Genomic DNA, 23,142 nt, shown 5'->3' on the forward strand with positions numbered 1-23,142 from the left:
CATTCGGGTTGAGGTGAGCCGACGCTCATTCGTTTGCCGCCTTCGCCGATGGCAGCTTCGAGATGAGCCGCAACGACACGGTGAGCCCTTCGAGCTGGTAATGCGGCCGCAGGAAGAACTTCGACGCGTAATAGCCGGGGTTGTCCTCGACCTCGTCGACGACGACCTGGGCCGCCGCGAGCGGCTTGCGCGCCTTGGTTTCCTGCGACGAGTTCGCCGGGTCGCCGTCGACGTAGTTCATGATCCAGTCGTTCAGCCAGCGCTCCATGTCGCTGCGTTCGCGGAACGAGCCTATCTTGTCGCGCACGATGCACTTCAGGTAATGCGCGAAGCGGCAGCACGCGAACAGGTACGGCAGGCGGCCGGACAGCCGCGCGTTCGCGGTCGCGTCGGGGTCGTGATACTCGGCCGGCTGGTACAGCGACTGCGCGCCGATGAATGCCGCGAAATCCGAGTTCTTCCGGTGCACGAACGGCATGAAGCCGTTCTTCGCGAGCTCGGCCTCGCGGCGGTCGCTGATCGCGATCTCGGTCGGGCATTTCTGGTCGACGCCGCCATCGTCGGTCGGGAACGTGTGGCACGGCAGCCCCTCGACCGCGCCGCCCGATTCGACGCCGCGAATCGACGAGCACCAGCCGTACAGCTTGAACGAGCGGTTGATGTTCGCGGCCATCGCATACGCGGAATTCGCCCACGTGTAGCGGTCGTGGCTCGCGGCTTCGGTGTCTTCCTCGAAGTCGAATTCGTCGACCGGGTTGGTGCGTGCGCCGTACGGCAGCCGCGCGAGGAAGCGCGGCATCGCGAGGCCGACGTAGCGCGAATCATCCGACTGGCGCAGGCTGCGCCACGCCGCATATTCGGTGTTCTGGAAGATCTTCGTCAGGTCGCGCGGGTTCGACAGCTCCTGCCACGAATCCATCTGCATCAGCGCCGGCGACGCGCCTGCGATGAACGGCGCGTGCGCGGCCGCCGCGATCTTCGACAGCTCGCCGAGCATCTCGACGTCGGGCGGGCTGTGGTTGAAGTGGAAATCGCCGACGAGGCAGCCGAACGGCTCGCCGCCGAACTGCCCGTATTCCTCTTCATAGACCTTGCGGAACAGCGGGCTCTGGTCCCATGCCACGCCCTTGTAGCGCTTCAGCGTGCGCGCGAGCTCGTTGCGCGACACGGGCAGCGCCTTGATCTTCAGCAGCTCGTCGGTCTCGGTGTGCGTGACCAGATAGTGCAGCCCGCGCCACGCGCCTTCGAGCGTCTGGAATTCGCCGTGATGCAGGATCAGGTTGATCTGCTCGGTCAGCTTGCGGTCGATCTCCGCGATGATCTGCTTGACGCTGCCATACGCGTCCGTCGTCATGCCGACGGTGTTCTCCAGCGCCTGCTGCGCGAGCGTGCGCACGGCCCGCTCGACCGATTCACGCGCTTCGGCGGTCTTCGGCTTGAATTCCTTCTGCAGCAGCGCGGCGAACTCGTTGTGTGCGACGGCCGGCTGCGCTGCGTCGCGCGTGTCGGCGCGGGTTTGGGCGCGTTCATTCATGGCGGGCCTCCGGGCCGGCGACGGCGCCGTTCTGTGCGGCCGGTGCTTCGTTCGCGGCAGATTCCGCCGCCGGCTGCCGCACGAGCGCCTTCAGCAGTTCAGGATCGTTGATCGCCTGCTCGATCAGCTGCTCGGCGCCATGCTTGCCGTCCATGTACGACAGCAGGTTCGACAGTTCCGTGCGTGCGTCCAGCAGCTTGCGCAGCGCGTCGACGTTGCGCGCGATCGCCGCCGGCGAGAAATCGTCGATCCGCTCGAACGTCATGTCGACGCTAAGCATCCCGTCGCCCGACAGCGTGTTCGGCACCTGGAACGCGACGCGCGGCGCGACCGACTTCATCCGTTCGTCGAAGTTGTCGACGTCGATCTCGAGGAACTTGCGGTCCGCCAGATCCGGCAGCGGCTCCGCGCGCCTACCGGCGAGATCCGCCATCACGCCCATCACGAACGGCAGCTGCACCTTGCGTTCGGCGCCGTAGGTCTCGACGTCATACTCGATCTGCACGCGCGGCGCCCGGTTGCGCGCGATGAATTTCTGTCCGCTGCCTGCTGCCCTGGTTCTGTCCATCATCGTCTGCTCCTTTCCTTTGCGTCAGGTTGCCCCGTTCAAGTCCGCGTCATTTGCGTCATTCGCTCCGTTCGCCGCTCAACAGGTCCAGCTTCGGCAAGCTCTCTGGGGCAAGGTCCCGCATGATTTCGTAGAAGTCGAGCGCGAGCAGCCGCTGCGCGCGCCGCATCAGCAGCGGCGCAGGGTGGCTCGGCTCGTGCTGCTCGAAGTAGCGGCAGAATTTCTCGAGACCGATCCGCACGTCGTCGCGGCTCGTCACCTCGGCGTCGCGCCACGCGCGGCCGTCGGGCAGCGTCGCGGCCTGTGCAGCGCCGGGTTTCGTGGATTCGGCAGCCATTGCCGCGACAGCCGCCGCCGGGGCGTCGTCCGCGTCCGTGTGCAGTGCTGCCGCCGGCAACGCGTCGTGCACGATCCGCCTCAGCGCCTTCTCGAAGTCGCTTGTTTCGGGCGCCCATTCGGCGCCGAGCTTTGCGCGCATCTGCGCGCGAATCGCGTCGAGCGCATCGAGCACGGCGAGTGCCGCGCGAAGCGGCGCCTGGCCGGTGTCGCGCGCGTGCGCCAGATCCGCGACCAGCCGGTCGCTGCCGCCCGGATAGCGCGACGCGGCGTCATCGCGGCCGTCGAGGATGCGCTCGGCGTCGCGCACGCTCGGGCCGCCGTCGAGAAGCGGCTGACGCCGCGCGGCGCGTGCGCAGTCGTGCGCGCCCGCGATCTCGGCCAGCGCGTTGATCCGCGGGCCCGGGTCCACGTCGCCGTCGGCGTCGAGGCGCGGATGCACGTCGTCCCACCAGCGCTCGAGCAGGCCAGCGACGAGCGCCAGCCCGTCCGCGTGACCCGGCAGGCCGCGCAGTTCGGTCCAGCTCCGCGTCAGGTGCGCGGCGACGCGCAGATCCTTCGTCCGCTCGCCCAGCGCAAGCGCGAGCTGCTCGACGGCCGCCCAGTCCGGCGCCTCGGCCGGGATCACGGTGTCGCCATACTGCTGTTCGGCGCGCGGCGTCGCGCGTTCCCGCAGCAGCAGGAAATCCGCGTCGTACTCGAGATTCGCGCCGCACGGCGCGTCGGGGGCGACGGGGGCAAGCAATCGTTCGATCAGGTCTGCGTGCGGCATGAACGTTCCCGTGGCTGAAGGCGGCGCGGCGGCCGGCCGGCGTCATTCGAAGGCATAGTCGATGCTGATCGGCTTGCTGCCGGGGTCGATCTTCACGGTGCGCCGCATCGGCGGCAGCGTGCCGTTGCGAATCTCGATCTGGTATGTGCCGGGCGACAGCGACACGGAGCGCAGCGGCGGGCTCGCGCCGCGCCGCACGCCGCTTACGTAGACGTCACCCCACGGCCGCACGCGGAAGCGCACCGCGACGGTTTCCGGCGGCAGCTCGGGGGCTATCGCGTTCGGTGCGGGGGGCATTGCGGTGGTTGCAACATTAGTCGCGGCAGTCGTGCCTGCTGTCCCTGCTGTGCCCGCTGCACCCGCTGTGGCTGGAGTGGCTGGAGTGGCAACAGCCGACGCGGCGGCTGTTGGTGCGGCGTTGTCAGTTGGCGACACGTTGACGACGCGCTCCGACGCATCGAGACTCCCGGCCGGTGCGAGGCCCGAACCGTGCGCGGCCGACGGCGAAGCAGTGCCGGCATCAGTCGTCCCGATTGGCGGTGGCGGCGACACGGCGGGCACGCTGGCCGGCTCTGCCGCGACGACAGGTGCGGACGCTTGCGCAGACGACTCCGCCGGCGTTTGCGGCTGAGCGAGCGCGGACGTCCGGGCTTGCCGCGCGAGTGTCGCGGCCGGATTGCTGCCGACTTCGGGCGACGGCACGGACGCCTGCGGCAGGCTCGCGCCCGATGCCGGCATGTCCGCCTCCTGCGGAGGCTTCATGAGATACGCAGTGCCGATGCCGATCACGAGCAACAGCGCGAGCGCGCCGCCGACGTAGAGTCGGGTACGGCGGTCGCCCGGCAGGCGCCGGACGATGCCGGCGCGCGAGCCTGTCGACTCGGCGTAGGCGGCGGCGGCCGGCGACGCCGCGGCCGCCGTAGCGCTTCTCGTCTCGTTCGTCGCATCGTTCCGATATGCGGCGCCCAGTCCCGCTGCATCAGAAGCAGCAGCCTGCGCTGCATTCGCGGGAGCTTCACGCTGGTCGGGCGTGTTCGATGCCGGGCGCGATTGCCGCTCGCTCGCCGGCGTCGCGCCGTAACCGTGCCGCTCGGGCTCACGCAACCCCAGTTCCGCCGCAAACGCGGCGACCGTATCGGGCCGATCCGCGATCCGGACCTGCAGCGCATGATCGACCGCCGCGAGCAGCGCCGGGCTGTACACCTCGCGCCCGGCCAGCTGACGCGTCGCGAGCGGCCGGTACGTATCCTGGATGCTGCGCACCACCGCCGCGGGCGGCAGCTCGCCGGTGATCATCGCGTGCATCACCGCGCCGAGCGCGTACAGGTCGGTCCACGGCCCCTGGCTGAACGCGGGGTCGTCGGTGTACTGCTCGATCGGCGCATAGCCGGGTTTGATCATCATCGCGCCGTCGTCGACGAGATCGCCGATCCGTTTGCGCGCCGCGCCGAAGTCGAGCAGGATCGCGTTGCCGTCGGGACGGATCAGCACATTGTCGAGTGCGATGTCGCGATGGAAGCACTGCGCGCGATGCAGCGTGTCGAGCGCGCCGAGCAGCGCGCCGACGACGTGGCGCAATTGCGTCTCGCCCATCTGCACGCCGCTGTCGAGCAGTTGCTTGAGCGTGCGCCCTTCGTAGAACGGCATCACCATGTACGCGGTGCCGTGGCTTTCCCAGAAATGCAGCACCTTCACGAGCCCCGGGTGATCGAACTGCGCGAGCAGCCGCGCCTCGTTGAGGAACGCGCCGCGCCCTGCGTCGAACGCCTGTGCGAACCGCTCGGCGCGCAGCGACACTGTGTAGTCGCCGCCGCGCGTCGCGAGCATCGACGGCATGTATTCCTTGATCGCCACCGCGCGGCGCAGCGTGCGGTCGAACGCGCGATAGACGATCCCGAAACCGCCGACGCCAAGCACCTCGTCGAGCTGCAGCTCGCCAAGCCGATGCCCGAGCGGCAGTGGCCGCACCGCGAACTCGGCCGCCCTGCCGCGGGTTGCCGTCTCCTGCTCGTTGTCCTTCGAAACCGTGTCCTTCATGTCCACCTCTCGATACCGCTTGCCGCGGCCGGCGCCCGCCCGCATGGCGCGTCCCGTTGCGTTGCTTGCCGGCGCGCGCGGCCCCCTGCGTCGCGTCGCGTCGTGCACCCTTCGGCGCTAGATTCCGTCGCCGAACAGCCGCAGGAACAGCAGGCTGTCGGGCACGCCCGTATGCGCGTGCGTGCGCAGCGGCGATCCGTCGGCGCGATTGGTCCACCAGAAGCTCGTCGCGCCGTGCGGATCGAAATAGCCGGACAGCCCCGGCCACGCGGGCGCGACCGGCAGCACGGGCTCCGCCGACGATCCGTCAGCCACGCTGCCCAGCACGCGCGGCGGCATGACGGACAGATCGCCCGGCACGAGCCGCACCTTCTCCAGCGATTCGTCGAGGTCGACGGGCGCGCGCGCATGCCGGATCGCATCGAGCAGCGCGCTGCCGACCTGCCAGTAGAACGCGTCCGCCGCGTCCGGCAGCCCGCTCCAGTAATCGGCCTCACGCAGCGGCAGCGTCACGAGCACCGGGTAATAGCGCCCGACGCGATCACAGCTCGGCGCGAGGCAGCCGGGCTGCACGCATTGCGCGCCGGCACCCGCCGGAATCAGGAAATTCCAGACCGGCGCGACCGTGTAGTAGCGCTCGATATCGTCCTTGCTGCGCTGGCGCATCGCAGCCATGCCCTGCTGAAACCAGCGCTCCCACCAGCCGGCGAGCGCATGCGGCAGCCGCCGGTTGACGAAGTCGCCGGCGCCGGGGATCTTTCCGTACCACGCGGGCGGTGCGCCGTCGTAGGCGAGCGACGGCGTCGGGCTCATGGCTTCGGAGGGCATGTGAAGGACTCCATCTGGGCCAACCTGAACGGATTGCGCACGCTGTCTGCCGTCACCTGCAGCACGATCGGCTTCCCGTCGACGGACAAGCGCGCGATCATCTGCTCCGGCCCGCGCCCGGCCGACAGCGCCGCGCGGTCGAACAGCCGGTGCAGCGCCCACGGCCCGTCGGTCGTGATGCCGTCCGCGGCGCCGGCAAGCCCGGTCGTCTGCAGCCGCACCTGGTTGCTGCCACGCGGGCCCGGCCACTGCACGGCGCTCGGCACGAGCGGCCCGTGCGCATAGCGGACGATCTGGCCGTCGACGTCGAGCACCATCTCGGAGATCGACGGGTCCATCTCGAGCGGCTCGATCTGCACCTTCAGCTGTGCGGTCCGCGCGCCGCCCGCGAAATACACGTCGCGGATCGCCGCCGCCTTCTCGAACGACACGAGCATCGCGGCGGCAGACGGATCGGCGTCGGCGTTGCGGTTCGCGAAACGCCACGGATGCGACGTCGTGTCGACGATCGGCTGCAGGTTCTTCTGGAAGAAGTCGTCCATCAGGCCGCCCGGCGCAAAGAGCTGCGCGAAATCGGACGGCGCGACGTCGCGCGGCGAACCGTGCGCGAACGGATAGCGGCCCGCGATCGCCTGCCGGCAGAACTCGCCGACGTTCGCGCCCGCGCGCTGCGCGACGCTGCGCTGCTCGACAGTCGCGACGCTGCCGTTCGCGACGTTCGACAGACCGTCGAGCACTTGGCGGAACGGCGTCGGCAACCGCCCGGCCTGCGCACGCAGCCGCGCGGGTGCGTCGGACGGCGGCGGCGTCGCGCCGCTGCGCAATGCGTCGTCGGTCGCGGTCAGGTACGTATACAGCGCGTCGATCGCCTTCAGCACCGCGTCGAATGCCGCGGCCTGGTCGCCGCTGCCCGGCGCGAACGCACGCAGGCCCGCGAAGTGGCTGTCGACGACCTGCTCGGGGCTCGCGGGGCCGGCAGCCGCCGCACCCGCGTCGCTGCCCGGCTGCCCCGCGAAGATCTGCGCGAGCGAACTGCGCGCCTCGTCGACCTTGTCCTGCGCGCGCGATGCGAGGTTGCGCGCGCCGCCCGGCGCATCGCCGAGCGCGGTGTCGCGCGCGAGCGCGACCATCAGCCGGGCCAGCGGCGAATCCGCCGACGACAGCATCCGCGCGACCTGGATGCTCTGCGCGAGCGTCGCCGTGTGCTGCAGCCGGATGTCGGCCAGATAGTCGTCCCAGGTCTTCAGGTAATCGTTCAGGTAGCGCTGCCGGACGTCGCGCGCCCACGCGGCCGCGTCGTTCGCATTCGGAATCTCCGACGCGCCGAGGTTCAGCACCCACACTTCCTCGCGTCCGTATGCGTCGATCGCGCCGGCCAGCTGCGGCGCAAACACGTTCCGGTAGCCGTTGCGCGTATAGAGGCCCGGCACACCGTCGGCGAGCGGCTTGCCGCTGTCGCGCCGGAACACGAGCGACGCGTCGGGGCCGACCGCGCGCGCGACGCTGAAGTCGTACGACGCGGTGGCCGCGCGCAGTGTGCGCGTGAGCTGGCTGTACAGCCGCTGCGAGAACGGCACCTGCCGCAGCCGCTCGCGCACGTCGGCGACAAGCCGCTCGTTCATCGGAAACGGCGACACCGCGACGCGGTTGCCGAACAGCGCCGCGAGATGCGCGCGCAGCGCGGCGCGCTGTGCCGGCGAAAAATCGGCGGGCAGCGCGCGCTCCATCTCGAGGTCGACGACGGCCTGCACGAACGCGGGGTCGTAATGCGCGCTGTCGTAGAGCATCAGGTAGGCCTTCAACGCGGCATACGCGTATTCGCTGTCGCCTGGCTGGGCGTCGCGCAGCGCGGCTTCCATCCGGTTCGCGGCGATCGGCAGCAGCACGTCGTCTAGCGCGCGCCGGTAGACGACGTCGACTGCCTCATCGATCTTCTCCCCCTGGAACAGCCCCCAGCGGTACGCGAGCGGCGGATGCGCAAGGTCGAGGCCGCCTGAGTTCGACAGGTTGCCGAGCGCATCGAGCACCGGCAGCAGCCGCACGACGTCGGCTGCGTCCGCGAGCTTCGCGCGGCCGATCTCCGCGTCGACGGCCGGCACGCGCGCGGCGACTGCGTCCAGGTACGCGCGGTTGTTCGAATAGCTGCGCAGCCACGCGAACAGCACCGCGATGCACACGAGCGCGAGCGCGACGTAGCCGGCGGCCTGCAGCACGCGCCGCCGCCGGTGCCAGCGCAGGTTGCTGCCCGCGAGCGCCGCCTCGCGGAAGATGTGCTCCTGCAGCAGCGATTTCAGGAAGAAGCTGCGCCCCGTCGAACCCGCCTGCGCGACAGGCGGCACGCCCTCGATCTTCAGGAAGCGCTTGATGCCGCTCATCACGCGGTCGAACGCGGTGCCCTCCTGGGTGCCGCTCGTCAGGTAGACGCCGCGCAGCATCGGCATCGGCTCGAAGCTCGACACCGAGAACACCTCGGCAACGAACTGGCCGAGCAGGTCCTGCAGATCCGCGATCTGCTGCGGCAGCAGATAGGTCATCTCGCGCTGCCGCGCATCGGTCTGCGACGCGAGCAGCTCGGGCAGCGCGTCGTTGAGCCGCCGGTGCAGCAGCCGATATTCGCTGTCGAACGCCGCACGCAGGTCGAAGCCCGGCTTCTCGCTGTCGGCGAGCGGGAACGTGAAACCCCACACTTGCGCGCACTCCACGCGGCCGAAGCCGCCGAAATACTCGGCAAACCCCGCGAGCAGATCGGCCTTCGTCACGAGCAGATACACAGGGAAACGGATCCCGAGCTGCGCGCGCAGTTCGAGCAGGCGCTTGCGCAGCACCATCGCGTGCTGCGTGCGCTCGGCCTCCGACGCGCCGAGCAGGTCCGCGACGCTGATCGTCAGCATCGCGCCGTTCAGCGGCTGGCGCGCGCGGTATTTCTTCAGCAGGTCGACGAAGCCTTTCCACTCGGCCTCGTCAAGCGCGCGGTTGCCTTCGTGCGTCGTATAACGGCCGGCCGTGTCGATCAGCACGGCGTCGTTCGTAAACCACCAGTCGCAGTGCCGCGTGCCGCCGACGCCGCGGATCGCCGCGCGGCCGAACTGCTCGGCAAGCGGAAAGGTGAGCCCCGAGTTGACGAGCGCCGTCGTCTTGCCCGAGCCCGGCGCGCCGATGAACACGTACCACGGGAGCTGGTACAGGTATTGGCGCGACAGCCGCCCGAGCCAGCGCGACCAGCCGGGGCTGCGCGCGCCGTCGGCCTGCCCGAAGCGGACCTTCTTCAGCAGCGTCGCGGCTTCGTCGAAGCGGCTGCGCAGTTCGTCGAGCTGCGCCTTCGCGGGGGCGCCGGCGGCCGGATGCGGCGCCGCTTCGCGCAGCTGGTTCAGCAACTGCGCGTTGAGCTGGCCGGCCCGCCAGCTCTGCCACGCGGTGCGCGCGCCCCACACGGCGAACAGCGCGGCGATCGTCAGCGCGCGCGCCCAGCCGCTCTCGAGCGGCCGGACATCCGCGAACGCGAGCAGCGGGCCGGCGAGCCAGATGAAGCACGCCAGCACGACGAGGCCGGCGAACGTCCAGACGGTCCGCGACGGCAGCGGACGCACGAAGCGGAAGCGGGCAATGGCCTGGTTCATGGTCCGGGCGCCTCCTTCGTCGCGGGGGTGTTGTCTGCGGCCGCGCTGGCCGTGTTATCTGCGCCGGGCGCGAGCATCAGCGTGATCTCGACGCGCCGGTTGCGCGCGCGGTCGGCGGGCGAGTCGTTCGGCGCGACCGGATCGAGCGTGCCGCGCCCTTCCGCGGCGAGCCGCTCCGGATGCGCGAGCCGCGCCGCAAGCAGGCTGCGGACCGCTTCCGCGCGCTCGCGCGACAGGTCCCAATTCGACGCGAAGCGTGCGGAGTGCACCGGCGTGTCGTCCGTAAAGCCGCTCACGCGCACGTTGCCGGGCACCTGGTTCAACGCGTCCGCGACGCGCGACAGCACCGGCAGGTAGCGGTCGATCACCGACGTCGAACCCGACTGGAACAGCCCGTCGCCGCGCAGCACGATCACGCTGCGATCCGCTTCGTCGCGCACGGACACGAGGCCTGCCGCGATCTCCGGCTCGAGGAATTTCGCGATCCGTGGCGCGGACGCGGGATGTGGCGCCGGTTGCGCAGGCTGCAGCCGCGGCACGTGCAGCGCGTCGATCGATGCGAACAGCCGGTCCGAATGGCCGGCCAGCGCGATCCGCAAACCGGCGAACAGGCCGAAGCCGCTCAGCAGCGCCAGCGCCGCACACACCCACAGCGGCACCGTGAAGCGCCGCGCGACGTCGCGCGTGACGACATCGCGCCAGTGCGGCGACAGCGCCGGATCGAACTCGCCGCGCACCGAGCGGATCGTCAGCGCAAGCTGGTGCCTGAGCGCGTCGAGCTGCGCGTGGCCGTTGTCGAGCACGCGGTAGCGGCCCTCGAAACCCAGCGCGAGGCAGTAATACAGCAGCTCGAGCAGGTCGAGATGCTGGCGCGGCTGCTGCGACAGCCGCCCGAGCAGGTGGAAGAACTTCTCGCCGCCCCAGGTCTCGTTGTGGAACGACACGAGCAGGCTGTGCGACGACCACACGCTGCCGCCCCACGGCGTCAGCGCGGCGGCCTCGTCGAGCGCCGTGCACAGGCAGTAGCGCGCGCCGATGATCGCCTCCGACGCGACGCCCGCCTCCTGTGCGCGCGCTTCGAACTGCCGGATCTCGACGACGAGATGCTCGCGCAACCACGCGGGGTTCGGGTGATGGACGGTCGAGCGGATCTGCGGCACGAGGTTGAGCAGCGGATTCGCGGCGGCGACGAGCGGATTCGTGCCGCTCGCGGCCCAGCGGCCGGGCCTCGGCTGCGTCGCGGCGGGGCCGGCCGCGCCAGCCGCCGCAGGATGCGTGCCGCCCGGATTCGGCGGCACGAACCCGCCTGCGCCGGCGGAAATCGGATCGGGAGAAGAGTTCATCGCGATCTCCCGCCGTCACCCGCGAATCGCCCAGAACGCCATCGAGAGTCCCGGGAATTCGCCGGCCAGATGAAATGCGAGCCCGCCGGAGCGCGCGAGCTGCTTCCACAGCTCGCCGCCCTTGTCGATCTCGAAGTACGTATGGCCCGCGTGATATGGAATCTGCCGCGGCGCAACCGGCAGCTGGCGCATCCCGATGCCCGGCAGCTGAAGCTGCACGAGATCGCGGATCCGCTCGACGGGCCCGAGCTTCGCCTGCGCCGGAAAGCGCGTGCGCAGGCTGTCGGCCGGCACGTCCGCGCGCACCGCGAGTACGAAGCCGGCCGTGTCGCGCAGCGACGGATCGGCGATCGTCGCGACCATCATCCCGTTGCCCGCGTCGCGCAGCTCGATCTGGATCGCGTTCTGCTCGAGCACGGTCGACAGCGACCGGCGCAGCTCCGCCATCAGCTCGCCGAAACTCGACCGCAGGTCGTCGTGCCGATAGACGGCGAGCGCCTGCGGCCGCCGGCCGGCCGCCGTGAACGTGCTCAGGTCGCATGCGAGCTTCAGCCAGTCGCAGAACAGCGCCTCCGGATGCGTGGCGACGTCCTGCTGCACGTGCCACGTGAGCGCCAGATAGCGGTTGACGAGCTGCAGCAGCAGGAAATCCGCGACCTCCGACACGCCGCCGCGCCCGGGTTCCGACAGTCGGCCCGCCAGCGCCTCGCTGCGTTGCGTGAGGAGCCCGTGCAGCTCGCGCGTGAAGCGCAGCAGCAGTGGATCGTGCTGCGCGACGAGCCGCGGCGGCACGTAGCCGTCGTCGACGACGAGCCGCCCGTCCGTGCGGCGCTCGACGATCCGCGCGACGCCGAGCGCGTGCCAGTCGCCCGACCGCTGCGCGTCGAGCATCAGCCGCACGTTCAGGCGGCCGGTCTGCAACAGCGCGGGGCCGAGCGCGACCGCGTTCGCGTCGGCGATCTCGTATTCGCGCACGACGTAGCGCGCGATCTCAACGTCATCGGCTGCCCCCGCTGCGCCGAATGACACGTCCTCCGCGCCGCCGCGCCAGTGCGGCAACGCGAGCACGACGAGCGTGTCCTTCGCGTCGGCCGGCACGTCTAGCGGCTCGGGCAGATCGTCGGGATGCAACAGCTCGAACGGCGTGCCATCGCGCATCACGCCTGACGCCGCGCGCAGCGCGACCTGGCCGAGCGCGAGCCGTTCGCGATCGATCTCCAGCGCGTCGAAGCCCCAGTAGAAGCCTTGCAGCGGCAGGCAGCGCATCCCGACGTAGCGTTCCCAATGGCGCTCGAGCTGCTGGAAATGCTGCGGCCGCAGGAACATCCCTTCGGTCCACACCACGCGCTGGCGCAGCGCGGTGACGGGCGTTGCGGACAACGACGGTTCGTTCATTGCCGCCCCCGCGCATCGCCGCCGAGCCTGATGCCGCCGTTGCGGACCGCGATCGACACGTTCATCTCGCCCGGCGACGTCTGCCAGAATTTGTAGAGATTGAGCTGCTTCGCGCGCGGCAGCGGCACCGTCAGGCGCCAGCGGTTTTTCTCGAGCATGCGGTATTCGGCGACGACGCCGAGCGCGCCCGCTTCGACATTGCCCGGATAGTGGAGCGTGCGCGCATCGCCGGGCCGCAGGACGATGCGATCGACGCCGAGCAGGTCCGCGCCGAGCACGCTCTCCGGCTTGTCCTGCAACGAGAAGAAATCGGCGCTCTCGAACGCCGACGCCGTCTTGAGCTGGAACACCTTCAGCACGATCGGCGACGGCGTCCGGTTGCGATCCGGATTCACGTCGGGCGCGACGTCGACCGTGATCGCATACGGCACCGCGACATTCCGCTCCGTCGCCCCGCACCCCGAGAACAGCAGCACGCATCCCAATACGATGAAACCACCGGCCTGCCGTCGCATATTCCATCCTCGCAGCGCAATAAAACTCCCCGGGTTTCCCATCGACGGAAACCGGATCGCCCTTCAATAAAGGGGAAATTTTTCGATCGGTAATTATGTAATTTCGATATCCTTTCGCAGCAGTTTCATCCGGAAATTTGTTCATACGAAAAGCCGGGTCAAATCACAAAATATTCCATAAGATGAAAATGGGGAAGCGATTGATTATTAATTTAATATCGATCAATTCAAGGAGTCGTTTACCGCATTGGTTTGCGCTGGCCACCCAGTTCCAGCGCGAGGCGAGCCGCCAGGCAGGCACGATGCGCCTCCGCCGGCCCGCAGACAGGCGTCAGCACGCGACGCGGATGACGTGCCAAGCTGTTCATGCCGCCGGAATAAACGGCCCGCTTTTACGCACATGGATAAGCGCTGCCAAACAACTGACGAAACCCAAAACCACACCGAACTATAGTTTCGATTTTCCGGATTCTCAAGGCGCAAACGAAATTCGAGAAAGCATTCGACTCGGATTATTGTTTCAAGATGAAACAAAACGTAACAACCAATCCGCACCGGATTATTGTCACTAGAATCCAACAGCATTGCGCGTGACCATTCAAATCAACCCGACCATCCATTTCAACAATGAACGGCCGTTCGACGCTCGTCGTTTTCGTTGGCGTCCTGTTTCTGGGGATCGGCGGCTGCAGCATGATGTCGCCAACGCCGCCGTCGCCGACCCAGTCGGCCGCGCACGCGACGGTCGACAGCGCACGTGCCGCGTACGACGCGGGCGATTACGGGCGCACGATCGCGCTCCTCGTCCACGCGCGCGAAGTCGACGGGGCGGACGTCGACACGCAGGTGGCCGCGCACAAGCTCCTCGCGTTCAGCTATTGCGTGACGAACCGCGTCACGCTGTGCCGGGCCGAGTTTTCGAAGATTCTCGATCTCAATCCGCGCTTCGACCTGTCCCCCGCCGAGCGGGGGCATCCGATCTGGGGCCCCGCGTTCGAGGCCGCGCGCCGCAAGCATGCGCCGTCGTCCTGATCGAACCGGTTTCTCCGCGAGCGCTTCATCCATCGGGCGACGCATGACATGCAACTGATCGTGATCGAACACGCCGGCGAGCCGGTCGACGGCGACCATTACGACGCCGTCGTGTTTCAACCGCCGGGCGGCACCATCGGCCGGGCCAGCGACAACCACCTCGTGCTGCACGACGACACCCGGCAGATCTCGCGCCTGCAGGCGCTGCTGCAGGTCGGCGACGATGCGTGCCTGCTGAAGAACCTGAGCAGCGTGTCGACGATCGAGGTGAACCGCGTGCCGATCGGCTATGCGCAGGAGCGGCCGCTGAACTCCGGCGACATCATCCGGATCGGCCCGTACGTGCTGCGCGCGGAGCGTGACGATGATGGCGACGCGGCGCGCGAGCGGACCGTCGACATGGGCGCGAGCGGTGCCGCAGAGCCTCCCGGCGACGCGAAAGGCGCGGGCAACCGGCTCTGGGGGCGGCTGCACGACCGCTTCGGCCGCGCACCCGGTGCCGCCGACCCGGGGCCGCAGTCAGGCAAGCCAGCAGGCACGCAGGCGCACGGCAACCTCGCCGACCCGCCGCGCGGCACGCCGCCGGAACGCCTCGCCACGCCTGCCGCATACGCCGCTGCCGCGCCTCGCGGCCTGCATCAGTTGTCGACCGATCCACTCGACCTGTTCGTCCATTCCGCCGCCCCCGCCGATTCGCCGGCCGGCATGCCGCGCGAGACCGCCGGCTCGGGCGCGGCCTTCACGCAAGCTGACCACGCGCCGGAATGGACGCAGCACATGCGCGTGCAGCCGGCGGCGCCCGCCGACGTGTCGCAGCCGGTGCACGATGCTGCGCCGTCAGCCACGTCGTCCGCGACGTCGTCCGCAACTTCGTCAGCTGCGTCGTCAGCCACGCCATCCGCCGCGCCGTCAGCTGCGTCGTCAGCCACTTCGTCCGCCGAACCCTCAACGCCCGACGCGCTGCTGCGCGCGTTCTTCGAAGGCGCCGGGCTCGACGCAGCCGCCGATCCGCATCGCTGGTCGACGGAGCAGCTCTTCATCGCCGGCCAACTGCTTGCGCTGTTCGCGAACGGCACGGTGGAGCTGCTGTCGTCGCGCAGCATCCTGAAGCGCGAGGTGAAAGCCCACATGACGATGCTGCTGGACCGCGAGAACAATCCGCTGAAGATGCTGCCGGACGGCGGCGCGGTGCTGCGGCAGATGTTCGGCCTGCCGTTGCCGGGCTTCATGTCGCCGCAGAGCGCAGTTCACGATGCGTTCCAGGATCTGCACGCGCACCAGATCGGCATGGTCGCCGGCATGCGCGCGGCCTTGATGGACCTGCTGACGCGCTTCTCGCCGCAGCGCCTGCGCGAGCGTGACGATGCGAAGCAGTGGTACGAGAAGCACTTGCCGGCGCTGTACAAGGCGCGGATGTGGGATCGTTACGTGGCGGCGCATCGCGACACTGTGTACGCGATCGAGGACGATTTCGCGTCGGTGTTCGGCAGGGCGTTTCTGGCCGCGTATGACGCGGAAGTGGAAAGCTATCGCGGCAGCAGCCGGCATTGACGGGGCGCCGATGCCGATGCCGATGCCGATGCCGAACGGTGACGTAGTGCAGTGACACGGTAACGTAGTGGCGGCCGCGTTGCGCGACCGTATTCGGCGGCATGCTACGAAGCGCGGGTCCGCATCCGCACGAGTCGCCCGCTATCCTGAAGCTTTTGCGAACGTGCGCCGGCGGGTGCGAGCGGGTTCGATACCCGGCCGCGCGGACACGTGGGCACACGACACCGCCGCCCCGGAAATCGCGAGGCGGCGGCATACGCACCGGTCAACGCGCCATCGTCACACGGCCATGACCGTCACCGACTTCGTGACGAGATACGGCTCGAGCGCTTCCGGCCCGCCTTCGGAACCATAGCCCGAATCCTTCACGCCGCCGAACGGCATTTCGGGCCACGGCGTCGCTGGCTGGTTGATCCACAGCATCCCGACCTCGAGACGCTGCGTGAGCAGATGGACGTTCGCGAACGAGCGCGTAAACGCATAACCGGCCAGACCGTAAGGCAGGCGGTTCGCTTCCGCGATCGCATCATCGAGATGGTCGAAGCCGCGAATCGCCGCGACCGGGCCGAACGGCTCGTTGTTGAACACGTCCGCCTCGAGTGGCACGTTCGCGAGCACGGTCGGCGCGAAGAAGTTGCCTTCCGAGCCGATCCGCTCGCCGCCGGTCTCGACGCTTGCGCCAACCTTGCGCGCGTTGTCGACGACGGACGCCATCGCGGTGAGGCGTCGCGGGTTCGCGAGCGCACCGAGCGTCGTGCCTTCCTCGAGCCCGTTGCCGACCTTCAGCCCTTCCGCATGCTTGACGAGCGCGCGCGTGAATTCGTCGCGGATGCTGTTGTGCACGAGGAAGCGCGTCGGCGAGATGCAGACCTGGCCCGCGTTGCGGAACTTCGCGCCGCCGGCGGCCTTCACCGCGAGCGCTACGTCAGCGTCCTCGGCGACGATCACCGGCGCATGGCCGCCAAGCTCCATCGTCGCGCGCTTCATGTGCTGGCCCGCGAGTGCCGCGAGCTGCTTGCCGACCGGCGTCGAGCCCGTAAACGTGACCTTGCGGATCACCGGATGCGGGATCAGGTACGACGAGATCTCGGCCGGATCGCCAAACACGAGGCCGATCACGCCGGCCGGCACGCCCGCATCGGCAAACGCGCGCAGCAGCGCAGCCGGCGACGCCGGCGTTTCCTCCGGCGCCTTCACGAGGAACGAGCAGCCCGTCGCGAGCGCCGCGCTCAGCTTGCGCACGACCTGGTTGACCGGGAAGTTCCACGGCGTGAACGCGGCGACCGGGCCCACCGGCTCCTTCACGACCGTCTGCTGCGCGCCGAGGTTGCGCGGCGGCACGATCCGGCCGTAGACACGGCGCCCTTCGTCAGCAAACCACTCGATGATGTCCGCGGCCGACAGCACTTCGACGCGCGCTTCGACGAGCGGCTTGCCCTGCTCCTGCGTCATCAGCTGCGCGATCGTGTCGGCGCGTTCGCGCACGAGCGCGGCCGCCTTGCGCATCGTCGCCGCGCGCTCGTGCGCGGGCACCCGGCGCCACGCTTCGAAGCCGCGCTGCGCAGCGGCCAGCGCGCGGTCGAGATCTGCGACGCCCGCATGGGCCACCTTGCCGATCACCTTGCCGGTCGCCGGGTTCACGACGTCGATCGTCTTGCCGCTCGCGGCATCGGTCCACTCGCCGTCGATCAGGAGTTGTGTATCCGTATAAGTCACGTTAGCCATCCAGACACCCCTACTTTGCGTCAAAAAAGCGCGCGGCCTCGCGAACGAGCGCGCGCGGATCACCGGAACCGCCGCCGGCGCGCAACGCGCGCGGCGGCTTCATGTGCGGGCAGCATACCCGCGTTTCGCCTTCCTCGTATGGCACCAGGCGCGCTCAACGCGCCGCCTGGGTCGCCTTGCGAAGCTTCCCGACGTCCGACGCCTGCACGGCGGGCGCGCCGTTGTTCCAGCCGGCGCGCATGAACGTCAGCACGTCGGCGATCTGCCGGTCGGTCAGCACGTTCGAGAACGCCGGCATCGGATACGCGGACGGCACGCCGTCGATCACCAGCGTGTCGCTGCCGTTCAGCGTCACGTTGATCAGTGACGCCGCGTCCTGCTCCAGCAGGTTCGGATTGCCCGCGAGCGGCGCGAGCAGCGGCGCGTAGCCGCGCCCGTCCACGCCGTGGCAATGCAGGCAGTAAGCGTTATACACCTTCGCGCCCGGATCGTTCGCCGGCCGGCCGAGCGACGCCTGCGTCGCCTGCGGGTCGTACCGGTAAGGCGGCGCGCCCGTGCCGCCGGCCGCCGGCAGCGACTTCAGGTAACGGGCGATCGCCGCCAGGTCGTCGTCGGTAAGCGCCTGCGTGCTGTGGTTGATCACGCTCACCATCGAGCCGAACGCCGTTGCGTGCCGGTTCGCACCGGTCTTCAGGAACTGCGCCACGTCCGCGTCGTTCCAGCGGCCGAGCCCCGTGTTGTGCTCGCCCGTCAGGTTCGACGCGAACCAGTTGTCGATCGGCGCGCCGGACAGGAATGCTGCGCCGCTTTCGTCGAGCGCCTTCTCCTGGAAACCGACGCCGCGCGGCGTGTGGCACGACCCGCAGTGCCCGAGACCCTGCACGAGATACGCGCCGCGATTCCACATCGGATCCCGGCCGGCCTTGTCCGTGTAGGCCGCCGTGTCGAGGAACACCGCGTTCCACAGCTTCAGCGGCCAGCGCAGGTTGAGCGGCCACGGGATGTCGGACGCGCGGTTCGCCTGCTTCACGGGTTCGACGCCGTTCATGAAGTACGCATAGAGCGCCTTCACGTCGTCGTCACGGAGCTTCGCGTACGACGGATACGGCATCGCCGGATACAGGTTGTGGCCGTCCTTCGCGACGCCCGCGCGCAGTGCGCGCGCGAAGTCCGCCTCGGTGTAGCGGCCGATGCCCGTGTCCGGGTCCGGCGTGATGTTGGTCGCGTAGATCGCGCCGAGCGGCGTCTCCATCTTCAGACCGCCCGCGAACGGCGTGCCGCGCGGCGCGGTGTGGCACGCGACGCAATCGCCCGCGCTCGCGAGATACGCGCCGCGTGCGATCAGCGCGTCGTCGGGCGCGGCGGTCTGGGTGGCAGCCTGCGCGGCCGTGCCGACCATCAGCGCGACGACAGCCGCGCCGATCAGGTTTACGGCGCGTGCCAGGGTTGTGATTCGACTCATCCGGTTCCTCGATGTCAGGCGGTTTTCAGCTGGTTGCCGACCGGCAGCTTCCGCAGGCGCTTGCCGGTCGCCGCGAAGATCGCGTTCGACAGCGCCGCCGCCGTCGCGGCCGTGCCCGGCTCGCCGATCCCGCCTGGCGCTTCGCCGCTTTTCACGAGGTGCACGTCGATCGGCGGTGTCTCGTTGATCCGCAGCATCCGGTAGTCGGTGAAGTTGCTCTGCATCACGCGGCCGTCCTCGATCGTGATCTCGCCGTATAGCGCGCCCGTGATCCCGAAGATGATGCCGCCCTGCACCTGCGCCTCGATCGTGCTCGGATTCACGACCATCCCGCAGTCGACCGCGCACACGACGCGCGTGACCTGCACGTCGCCATCGTCGACCGCGACGTCGACGACGATCGAGAAGAAGCTGCCGAACGCGTGCATCACCGACACGCCGCGGCCCTGCCCCTTCGGCAGCGGCGCGCCGCCCCAGCCCGCCGCCTGCGTGGCGACGTCGAGCACGTTCCGCGCGCGCGGCGTCTTGCCGAGCAGCGCGCGGCGGTATTGCACGGGATCGGTTTTCGTCTGCGCGGCGAGTTCGTCGATGAAGCTCTCGACGACGAACGTGCTGCGCGTCGGCCCGACGCCGCGCCAGAACGCAGTCGGCACGTGGCGCGGCTCCTGCCGCACGTAGTCGACGAGCTGGTTCGGCAGGTCGTACGGCAGCTCGGCCGCGACCTCGACCGCGTCCGGATCGACGCCGTCCTTGACGGCCGGCGGCGCGAAACGCGCGAGGATCGACGAGCCGACGATCCGGTGCCGCCACGCGACCGGCTTGCCGTTCGCGTCGAGGCCCGCGGAAATCCGGTCGTAGTAGTACGGCCGGTACATGTCGTGCTGGATGTCCTCTTCGCGCGTCCACACGACCTTCACCGGCGCATTCACCTGCCGGCCGACCTTGAGCGCCTGCGCGACCATGTCGGTCTCGAGACGCCGGCCGAAGCCGCCGCCGAGCAGATGGTTGTGGACGACGATCTTCTCGGCCGGAAAGCCCGTGATGCGCTGCGCGGTATCGACCACGCGCGCCGGCACCTGCGTGCCGACCCAGATCTCGCAGCCGTCCGCCCGCACGTGCACCGTGCAGTTGACGGGCTCCATCGTCGCGTGCGCGAGCAACGGCTGCTCGTAGACGGCGTCGACGCGCGTCTTCGCGCCGGCAAACGCGCGATCTACGTTGCCGTCCTTGCGCGCGACCGCGCCCTTGCCGCTGTCCGCGGCCCGCGCGTGATCCGCGGCGATGTCCTTCGTCGACACCTTCGCACCCGCGCCTTCGTTCCACTTCACGACGAGTGCCGACGCGCCGCGCTTGGCCGCCCACGTGTGATCGCCGACCACCGCGACCGCGTTGTCGGCGCGCACGATCTGCCGCACACCGCGAATCTGCTTCGCGGCCGTGTCGTCCACGTTCGCGACCGTGCCGCCGAACACGGGGCTGTTGACGATCACCGCGTACAGCATGCCCGGCAGCCGCACGTCGAGGCCGAACTGCGCGGTGCCGTCGACCTTCTCCGGCGAATCGAGACGCTTGACCGGCTTGCCGATCAGCTTGAATTCGTCGGGCTTTTTCAGCGCGACGTCGTTCGGCACCGGCAGCTTCGCAGCGGCAGCCGCGAGCTGGCCGTACGACGCGCGGCGCCCGCTCGGCGGATGCTGCACCTCGCCGTTTTCTGCGCGGCAGGTTGCCGGATCGACGTGCCACTGTTTCGCGGCCGCCGCGACCAGCAGCGTGCGCGCGGTCGCGCCCGCACGGCGCAGCGGCTCCCATGCGTAGCGGATCGACGTCGAGCCGCCGGTCAGCTGGCCGCCGAGCAGCGGGTCGAGGAACAGCTTTTCGTTGGGTGGCGCGTGGTCGAGCGTCACGCTCGACAGCGGCACTTCGAGCTCCTCGGCGATCAGCATCGGGATCGACGTGTACACGCCCTGCCCCATCTCGACCTTCGGCATCACGAGCGTGACCTGCCCGTTGCGGTCGATCTGCACGAACGCATTCGGCGCGAACACGCCGGGGCGCTGCGCTTCGTCCGCATCGCCGCCGATCACCGAGCGCCGCGCATCGCCGCCCATCGCCGGCACGCTGAAGCCGAGCAGCAGCCCGCCGCCCGCCGCCGCGCCGAGCGACATCCCGAACTTCAGGAACGTGCGGCGCGACACCGCCGCGCGGGCCCGGCCCGCTTCGATCAGTCCGCGTGACATGTCAGCCTCCGCAGGGCCGCCCCAAGGGCGTAGCAGGGAATTCGCAGCGTACCGCTCTGCGCCTGCGAAGCCGGCCGGCGTTGCAATAACGGCCGTGGGCGGCTGACCGCCTCCTCCAGGGGCAACGAGCAATGCGAGTGTGAGGGTCGTTGCATCTCAGGCCTCCTTCGCGGCTTGCTTGATCGCCGCGCGCACGCGGTTGTAGGTGCCGCAGCGGCAGATGTTGCCGGCCATCGCGGCGTCGATGTCGGCGTCGCTCGGGTGCGGGTTCGACGCGATCAGCGCGCTCGCCGTCATCACCTGGCCCGACTGGCAGTAGCCGCACTGGACGACGTCGAGTTCGCGCCAGGCCTGCTGCACCTTGCGTCCGGCGGGTGTCGCGCCCACCGCTTCGATCGTCGTGATCTTCCGGTTGCCGACCGCCGCGACCGGCAGCACGCACGAACGCGCCGCGACGCCGTCGAGGTGCACCGTGCACGCGCCGCACTGCGCGATGCCGCAGCCGAACTTGGTGCCGGTCAGGCCGACGACGTCGCGCAACACCCACAGTAGCGGCATGTCATCGGGTGCGTCGACTGCATGGGTCGCGCCGTTGATGTTCAGGGTGATCATTCAGCCTCCGGGGCCGATGTGGTGTGGGGACGGCGCGCGGGATGCGCTCGCCAGGTAGACGGGCTGCGGACCGGTTACGGCTGCACGGCGTCGATGGCCGTCAGAACCTTGACGACCGGCGGTTCCGCGAGCCATTCGCCGGCCTTCGCGCGATACGCGACGTAATGCGCGCTCGAGCGATGTGCTTCGAGCGCCTGTGCGTCGTCGTAGATCTCGAACAGGTGAAAGCCCGGCGCGCCGTCTGCGTGACGGAACAGGTCGTAGCGCCGGTTGCCCGGTTCGGTGCGCGACGCGGCGACCATGCCGCGCAGTTCCGCTTCGACGCGCTCTGCGTATTCGGGCTTCGGAATCAGCGAGGCAATCACATAGACAGGCATGTCGTTACTCCTTCGAGGCGGGATCGAGAATGCCACAAGCCGGCGTCATGCGACGCCAGCGTGCAACGCGGCTTCACTGCGTCAGGTCGGTCAGGCCAGTTCGTCCGGGCCGACCCGCACGACGACCTTGCCGAAGTTCTTGCCGGCGAGCAGCCCGATCAGCGCGGCAGGCGCGTCGGCCAGATCCGCGACGACGTCCTCGCGCGCCTTCACCTTGCCTTGCGCGACCCATTCACTCATGTCCTTCTGGAACGCGGCATGGCTGTCCGCGTAGTGATCGAAGATGATGAAGCCCTGCATCCGGATGCGCTTGCGCAGCACCGCGGCCATCAACAGCGGCATGCGGTTCGGGCCGGCCGGCAGCGCGCTGTCGTTGTAATGCGCGATCAGACCGCAAACCGGCACGCGCGCGTGAACATTCAGCAGCGGCAGCACCGCGTCGAACACCGCGCCGCCGACGTTTTCGAAATAGACGTCGATGCCGTTCGGGCACGCGTCGGCCAGCTTGCCCGCAAATGCCGGATCGCGATGGTCGATGCACGCGTCGAAGCCGAGCGTACCGGTCACGTACTCGCACTTGTCCGCGCCGCCGGCAATGCCGACCACACGGCAGCCCTTCAGCTTCGCAATCTGGCCGACGACTGCGCCGACCGCGCCGCTCGCCGCCGCGACGACCACAGTCTCGCCGGCCTTCGGCTCGCCGATCTTCAGCAGCCCGACGTACGCGGTGAAGCCCGGCATGCCGAGCACGCCGAGCGCATGCGACGGATGCGCGAAGCCGCGGCCGAGCGGAATCAGGCCCGAGCCGTCCGAGACCGCGTAGTCCTGCCAGCCGCCGCTCGCGACCACCAGATCGCCTGTCCGGTAGGCGGGCAGGTTCGACGACACGACCTCGCTGACCGTCCCGCCGACCATCACGTCGCCGAGTTCGACCGGCGGCGCATAGGATGGCGCGTCGCTCATCCGGCCGCGCATGTACGGGTCGAGCGACAACCAGACCGTGCGCAGCAGCACCTGCCCCGGCGCGAGCGCCGGCACCGCGCCGGTTTCGATGCGGAAGTTGTCCGGCGTGGGCGCGCCCGCCGGGCGCGAAGTCAGGACGATCCTGCGGTTTGCGGTCTTGCTTTGCGGCATGTGAACCTCCGTCAACGTGGATACGTGCCTGGTTAGTAGACCAGTCGTCTAGACACTGGCACAAAAT

General features: G+C 69.2%; 18 protein-coding genes. 3 read left to right on the forward strand and 15 right to left on the reverse strand.

Annotated features, from left to right (window positions below; all coding sequences use genetic code 11):
* Positions 1-25: 25 nt before the first annotated feature.
* The 9 genes from tssC to tssJ all read right to left on the reverse strand — a co-directional run bounded on the left by tssC (position 26) and on the right by tssJ (position 12,945).
* Positions 26-1,534, reverse strand: coding sequence for a type VI secretion system contractile sheath large subunit (gene tssC / locus ACV22Z_RS33615; protein WP_448080562.1), 1,509 nt, complete (start codon positions 1,532-1,534; stop codon positions 26-28).
* A complete protein-coding gene (gene tssB, locus ACV22Z_RS33620) occupies positions 1,527-2,105 on the reverse strand; it encodes a type VI secretion system contractile sheath small subunit (protein WP_448080563.1) in 579 nt (192 codons plus the stop codon). Before tssB ends, tssC begins: the two co-directional genes overlap by 8 nt.
* A gap of 55 nt (positions 2,106-2,160) precedes the next feature.
* A complete protein-coding gene (gene tssA / locus ACV22Z_RS33625) occupies positions 2,161-3,210 on the reverse strand; it encodes a type VI secretion system protein TssA (protein WP_448080564.1) in 1,050 nt (349 codons plus the stop codon).
* A gap of 42 nt (positions 3,211-3,252) precedes the next feature.
* On the reverse strand, positions 3,253-5,247 hold the full coding sequence (locus ACV22Z_RS33630) for a serine/threonine protein kinase (RefSeq protein WP_448080565.1): 1,995 nt from the start codon (positions 5,245-5,247) through the stop codon (positions 3,253-3,255).
* A 117-nt stretch (positions 5,248-5,364) separates the two neighbouring features.
* Positions 5,365-6,075 (reverse strand): type VI secretion system-associated protein TagF, encoded by a 711-nt coding sequence (gene tagF, locus ACV22Z_RS33635; RefSeq protein WP_448080566.1) that lies wholly within the window; start codon positions 6,073-6,075, stop codon positions 5,365-5,367.
* Positions 6,057-9,692, reverse strand: a complete 3,636-nt coding sequence (gene tssM / locus ACV22Z_RS33640) for a type VI secretion system membrane subunit TssM (protein WP_448080567.1) — start codon at positions 9,690-9,692, stop codon at positions 6,057-6,059. The genes tagF and tssM overlap by 19 nt, the downstream gene beginning before the upstream one ends.
* Complete coding sequence (locus ACV22Z_RS33645) at positions 9,689-11,035, reverse strand: DotU family type VI secretion system protein (protein WP_448080568.1); 1,347 nt, start codon at positions 11,033-11,035, stop codon at positions 9,689-9,691. Before ACV22Z_RS33645 ends, tssM begins: the two co-directional genes overlap by 4 nt.
* A gap of 15 nt (positions 11,036-11,050) precedes the next feature.
* The gene (gene tssK, locus ACV22Z_RS33650) at positions 11,051-12,430 is read right to left on the reverse strand and encodes a type VI secretion system baseplate subunit TssK (protein ID WP_448080569.1); all 1,380 of its coding nucleotides are present in this window, start codon (positions 12,428-12,430) and stop codon (positions 11,051-11,053) included.
* Positions 12,427-12,945 carry a type VI secretion system lipoprotein TssJ gene (gene tssJ, locus ACV22Z_RS33655; RefSeq protein WP_448080570.1) on the reverse strand — a complete coding sequence of 173 codons (519 nt, stop codon included), beginning with the start codon at positions 12,943-12,945 and terminating at the stop codon, positions 12,427-12,429. Before tssJ ends, tssK begins: the two co-directional genes overlap by 4 nt.
* Positions 12,946-13,133: 188 nt before the next feature.
* Between tssJ and ACV22Z_RS33660 the strand changes: the two genes are divergently transcribed.
* From ACV22Z_RS33660 to tagH, 3 genes are read left to right on the forward strand one after another with little or no spacing between them, the layout of a single operon-like run.
* Positions 13,134-13,517 (forward strand): hypothetical protein, encoded by a 384-nt coding sequence (locus ACV22Z_RS33660; protein ID WP_448080571.1) that lies wholly within the window; start codon positions 13,134-13,136, stop codon positions 13,515-13,517.
* Between the two features lie 55 nt (positions 13,518-13,572).
* Complete coding sequence (locus ACV22Z_RS33665; RefSeq protein WP_448080572.1) at positions 13,573-13,977, forward strand: TssQ family T6SS-associated lipoprotein; 405 nt, start codon at positions 13,573-13,575, stop codon at positions 13,975-13,977.
* 48 nt (positions 13,978-14,025) lie between these two features.
* Positions 14,026-15,528: a type VI secretion system-associated FHA domain protein TagH gene (gene tagH / locus ACV22Z_RS33670; protein WP_448080573.1), complete on the forward strand. Its 1,503-nt coding sequence runs from the start codon at positions 14,026-14,028 to the stop codon at positions 15,526-15,528.
* A 279-nt stretch (positions 15,529-15,807) separates the two neighbouring features.
* On the opposite strand, the gene ACV22Z_RS33675 is transcribed toward tagH, so the two are convergent.
* From ACV22Z_RS33675 to ACV22Z_RS33700, 6 genes are all read right to left on the reverse strand, one after another.
* The gene (locus tag ACV22Z_RS33675) at positions 15,808-17,253 is read right to left on the reverse strand and encodes an NAD-dependent succinate-semialdehyde dehydrogenase (RefSeq protein ID WP_448080574.1); all 1,446 of its coding nucleotides are present in this window, start codon (positions 17,251-17,253) and stop codon (positions 15,808-15,810) included.
* Positions 17,254-17,407: 154 nt separating this feature from the next.
* Positions 17,408-18,715, reverse strand: coding sequence for a c-type cytochrome (locus ACV22Z_RS33680; RefSeq protein ID WP_448080575.1), 1,308 nt, complete (start codon positions 18,713-18,715; stop codon positions 17,408-17,410).
* 14 nt (positions 18,716-18,729) lie between these two features.
* The gene (locus ACV22Z_RS33685; protein WP_448080576.1) at positions 18,730-20,952 is read right to left on the reverse strand and encodes a molybdopterin cofactor-binding domain-containing protein; all 2,223 of its coding nucleotides are present in this window, start codon (positions 20,950-20,952) and stop codon (positions 18,730-18,732) included.
* A 156-nt stretch (positions 20,953-21,108) separates the two neighbouring features.
* Entirely contained in the window at positions 21,109-21,564 is a 456-nt protein-coding gene (locus tag ACV22Z_RS33690) for a (2Fe-2S)-binding protein (RefSeq protein ID WP_448080577.1), read from the reverse strand.
* 74 nt (positions 21,565-21,638) lie between these two features.
* Positions 21,639-21,941 carry a putative quinol monooxygenase gene (locus ACV22Z_RS33695; RefSeq protein ID WP_448080578.1) on the reverse strand — a complete coding sequence of 101 codons (303 nt, stop codon included), beginning with the start codon at positions 21,939-21,941 and terminating at the stop codon, positions 21,639-21,641.
* A 90-nt stretch (positions 21,942-22,031) separates the two neighbouring features.
* On the reverse strand, positions 22,032-23,075 hold the full coding sequence (locus tag ACV22Z_RS33700) for an NADP-dependent oxidoreductase (RefSeq protein WP_448080579.1): 1,044 nt from the start codon (positions 23,073-23,075) through the stop codon (positions 22,032-22,034).
* Positions 23,076-23,142 lie beyond the last annotated feature (67 nt).

The organism is Burkholderia sp. PU8-34 (genome assembly GCF_053427725.1).

Coding starts and splice junctions, on each gene's coding strand:
- tssC (WP_448080562.1), bottom strand. CDS start 1,534: ATGAATGAACGCGCCCAAACCCGCGCCGACACGCGCGACGCAGCGCAG.
- tssB (WP_448080563.1), bottom strand. CDS start 2,105: ATGATGGACAGAACCAGGGCAGCAGGCAGCGGACAGAAATTCATCGCG.
- tssA (WP_448080564.1), bottom strand. CDS start 3,210: ATGCCGCACGCAGACCTGATCGAACGATTGCTTGCCCCCGTCGCCCCC.
- ACV22Z_RS33630 (WP_448080565.1), bottom strand. CDS start 5,247: ATGAAGGACACGGTTTCGAAGGACAACGAGCAGGAGACGGCAACCCGC.
- tagF (WP_448080566.1), bottom strand. CDS start 6,075: ATGCCCTCCGAAGCCATGAGCCCGACGCCGTCGCTCGCCTACGACGGC.
- tssM (WP_448080567.1), bottom strand. CDS start 9,692: ATGAACCAGGCCATTGCCCGCTTCCGCTTCGTGCGTCCGCTGCCGTCG.
- ACV22Z_RS33645 (WP_448080568.1), bottom strand. CDS start 11,035: ATGAACTCTTCTCCCGATCCGATTTCCGCCGGCGCAGGCGGGTTCGTG.
- tssK (WP_448080569.1), bottom strand. CDS start 12,430: ATGAACGAACCGTCGTTGTCCGCAACGCCCGTCACCGCGCTGCGCCAG.
- tssJ (WP_448080570.1), bottom strand. CDS start 12,945: ATGCGACGGCAGGCCGGTGGTTTCATCGTATTGGGATGCGTGCTGCTG.
- ACV22Z_RS33660 (WP_448080571.1), top strand. CDS start 13,134: ATGGGGAAGCGATTGATTATTAATTTAATATCGATCAATTCAAGGAGT.
- ACV22Z_RS33665 (WP_448080572.1), top strand. CDS start 13,573: ATGAACGGCCGTTCGACGCTCGTCGTTTTCGTTGGCGTCCTGTTTCTG.
- tagH (WP_448080573.1), top strand. CDS start 14,026: ATGCAACTGATCGTGATCGAACACGCCGGCGAGCCGGTCGACGGCGAC.
- ACV22Z_RS33675 (WP_448080574.1), bottom strand. CDS start 17,253: ATGGCTAACGTGACTTATACGGATACACAACTCCTGATCGACGGCGAG.
- ACV22Z_RS33680 (WP_448080575.1), bottom strand. CDS start 18,715: ATGAGTCGAATCACAACCCTGGCACGCGCCGTAAACCTGATCGGCGCG.
- ACV22Z_RS33685 (WP_448080576.1), bottom strand. CDS start 20,952: ATGTCACGCGGACTGATCGAAGCGGGCCGGGCCCGCGCGGCGGTGTCG.
- ACV22Z_RS33690 (WP_448080577.1), bottom strand. CDS start 21,564: ATGATCACCCTGAACATCAACGGCGCGACCCATGCAGTCGACGCACCC.
- ACV22Z_RS33695 (WP_448080578.1), bottom strand. CDS start 21,941: ATGCCTGTCTATGTGATTGCCTCGCTGATTCCGAAGCCCGAATACGCA.
- ACV22Z_RS33700 (WP_448080579.1), bottom strand. CDS start 23,075: ATGCCGCAAAGCAAGACCGCAAACCGCAGGATCGTCCTGACTTCGCGC.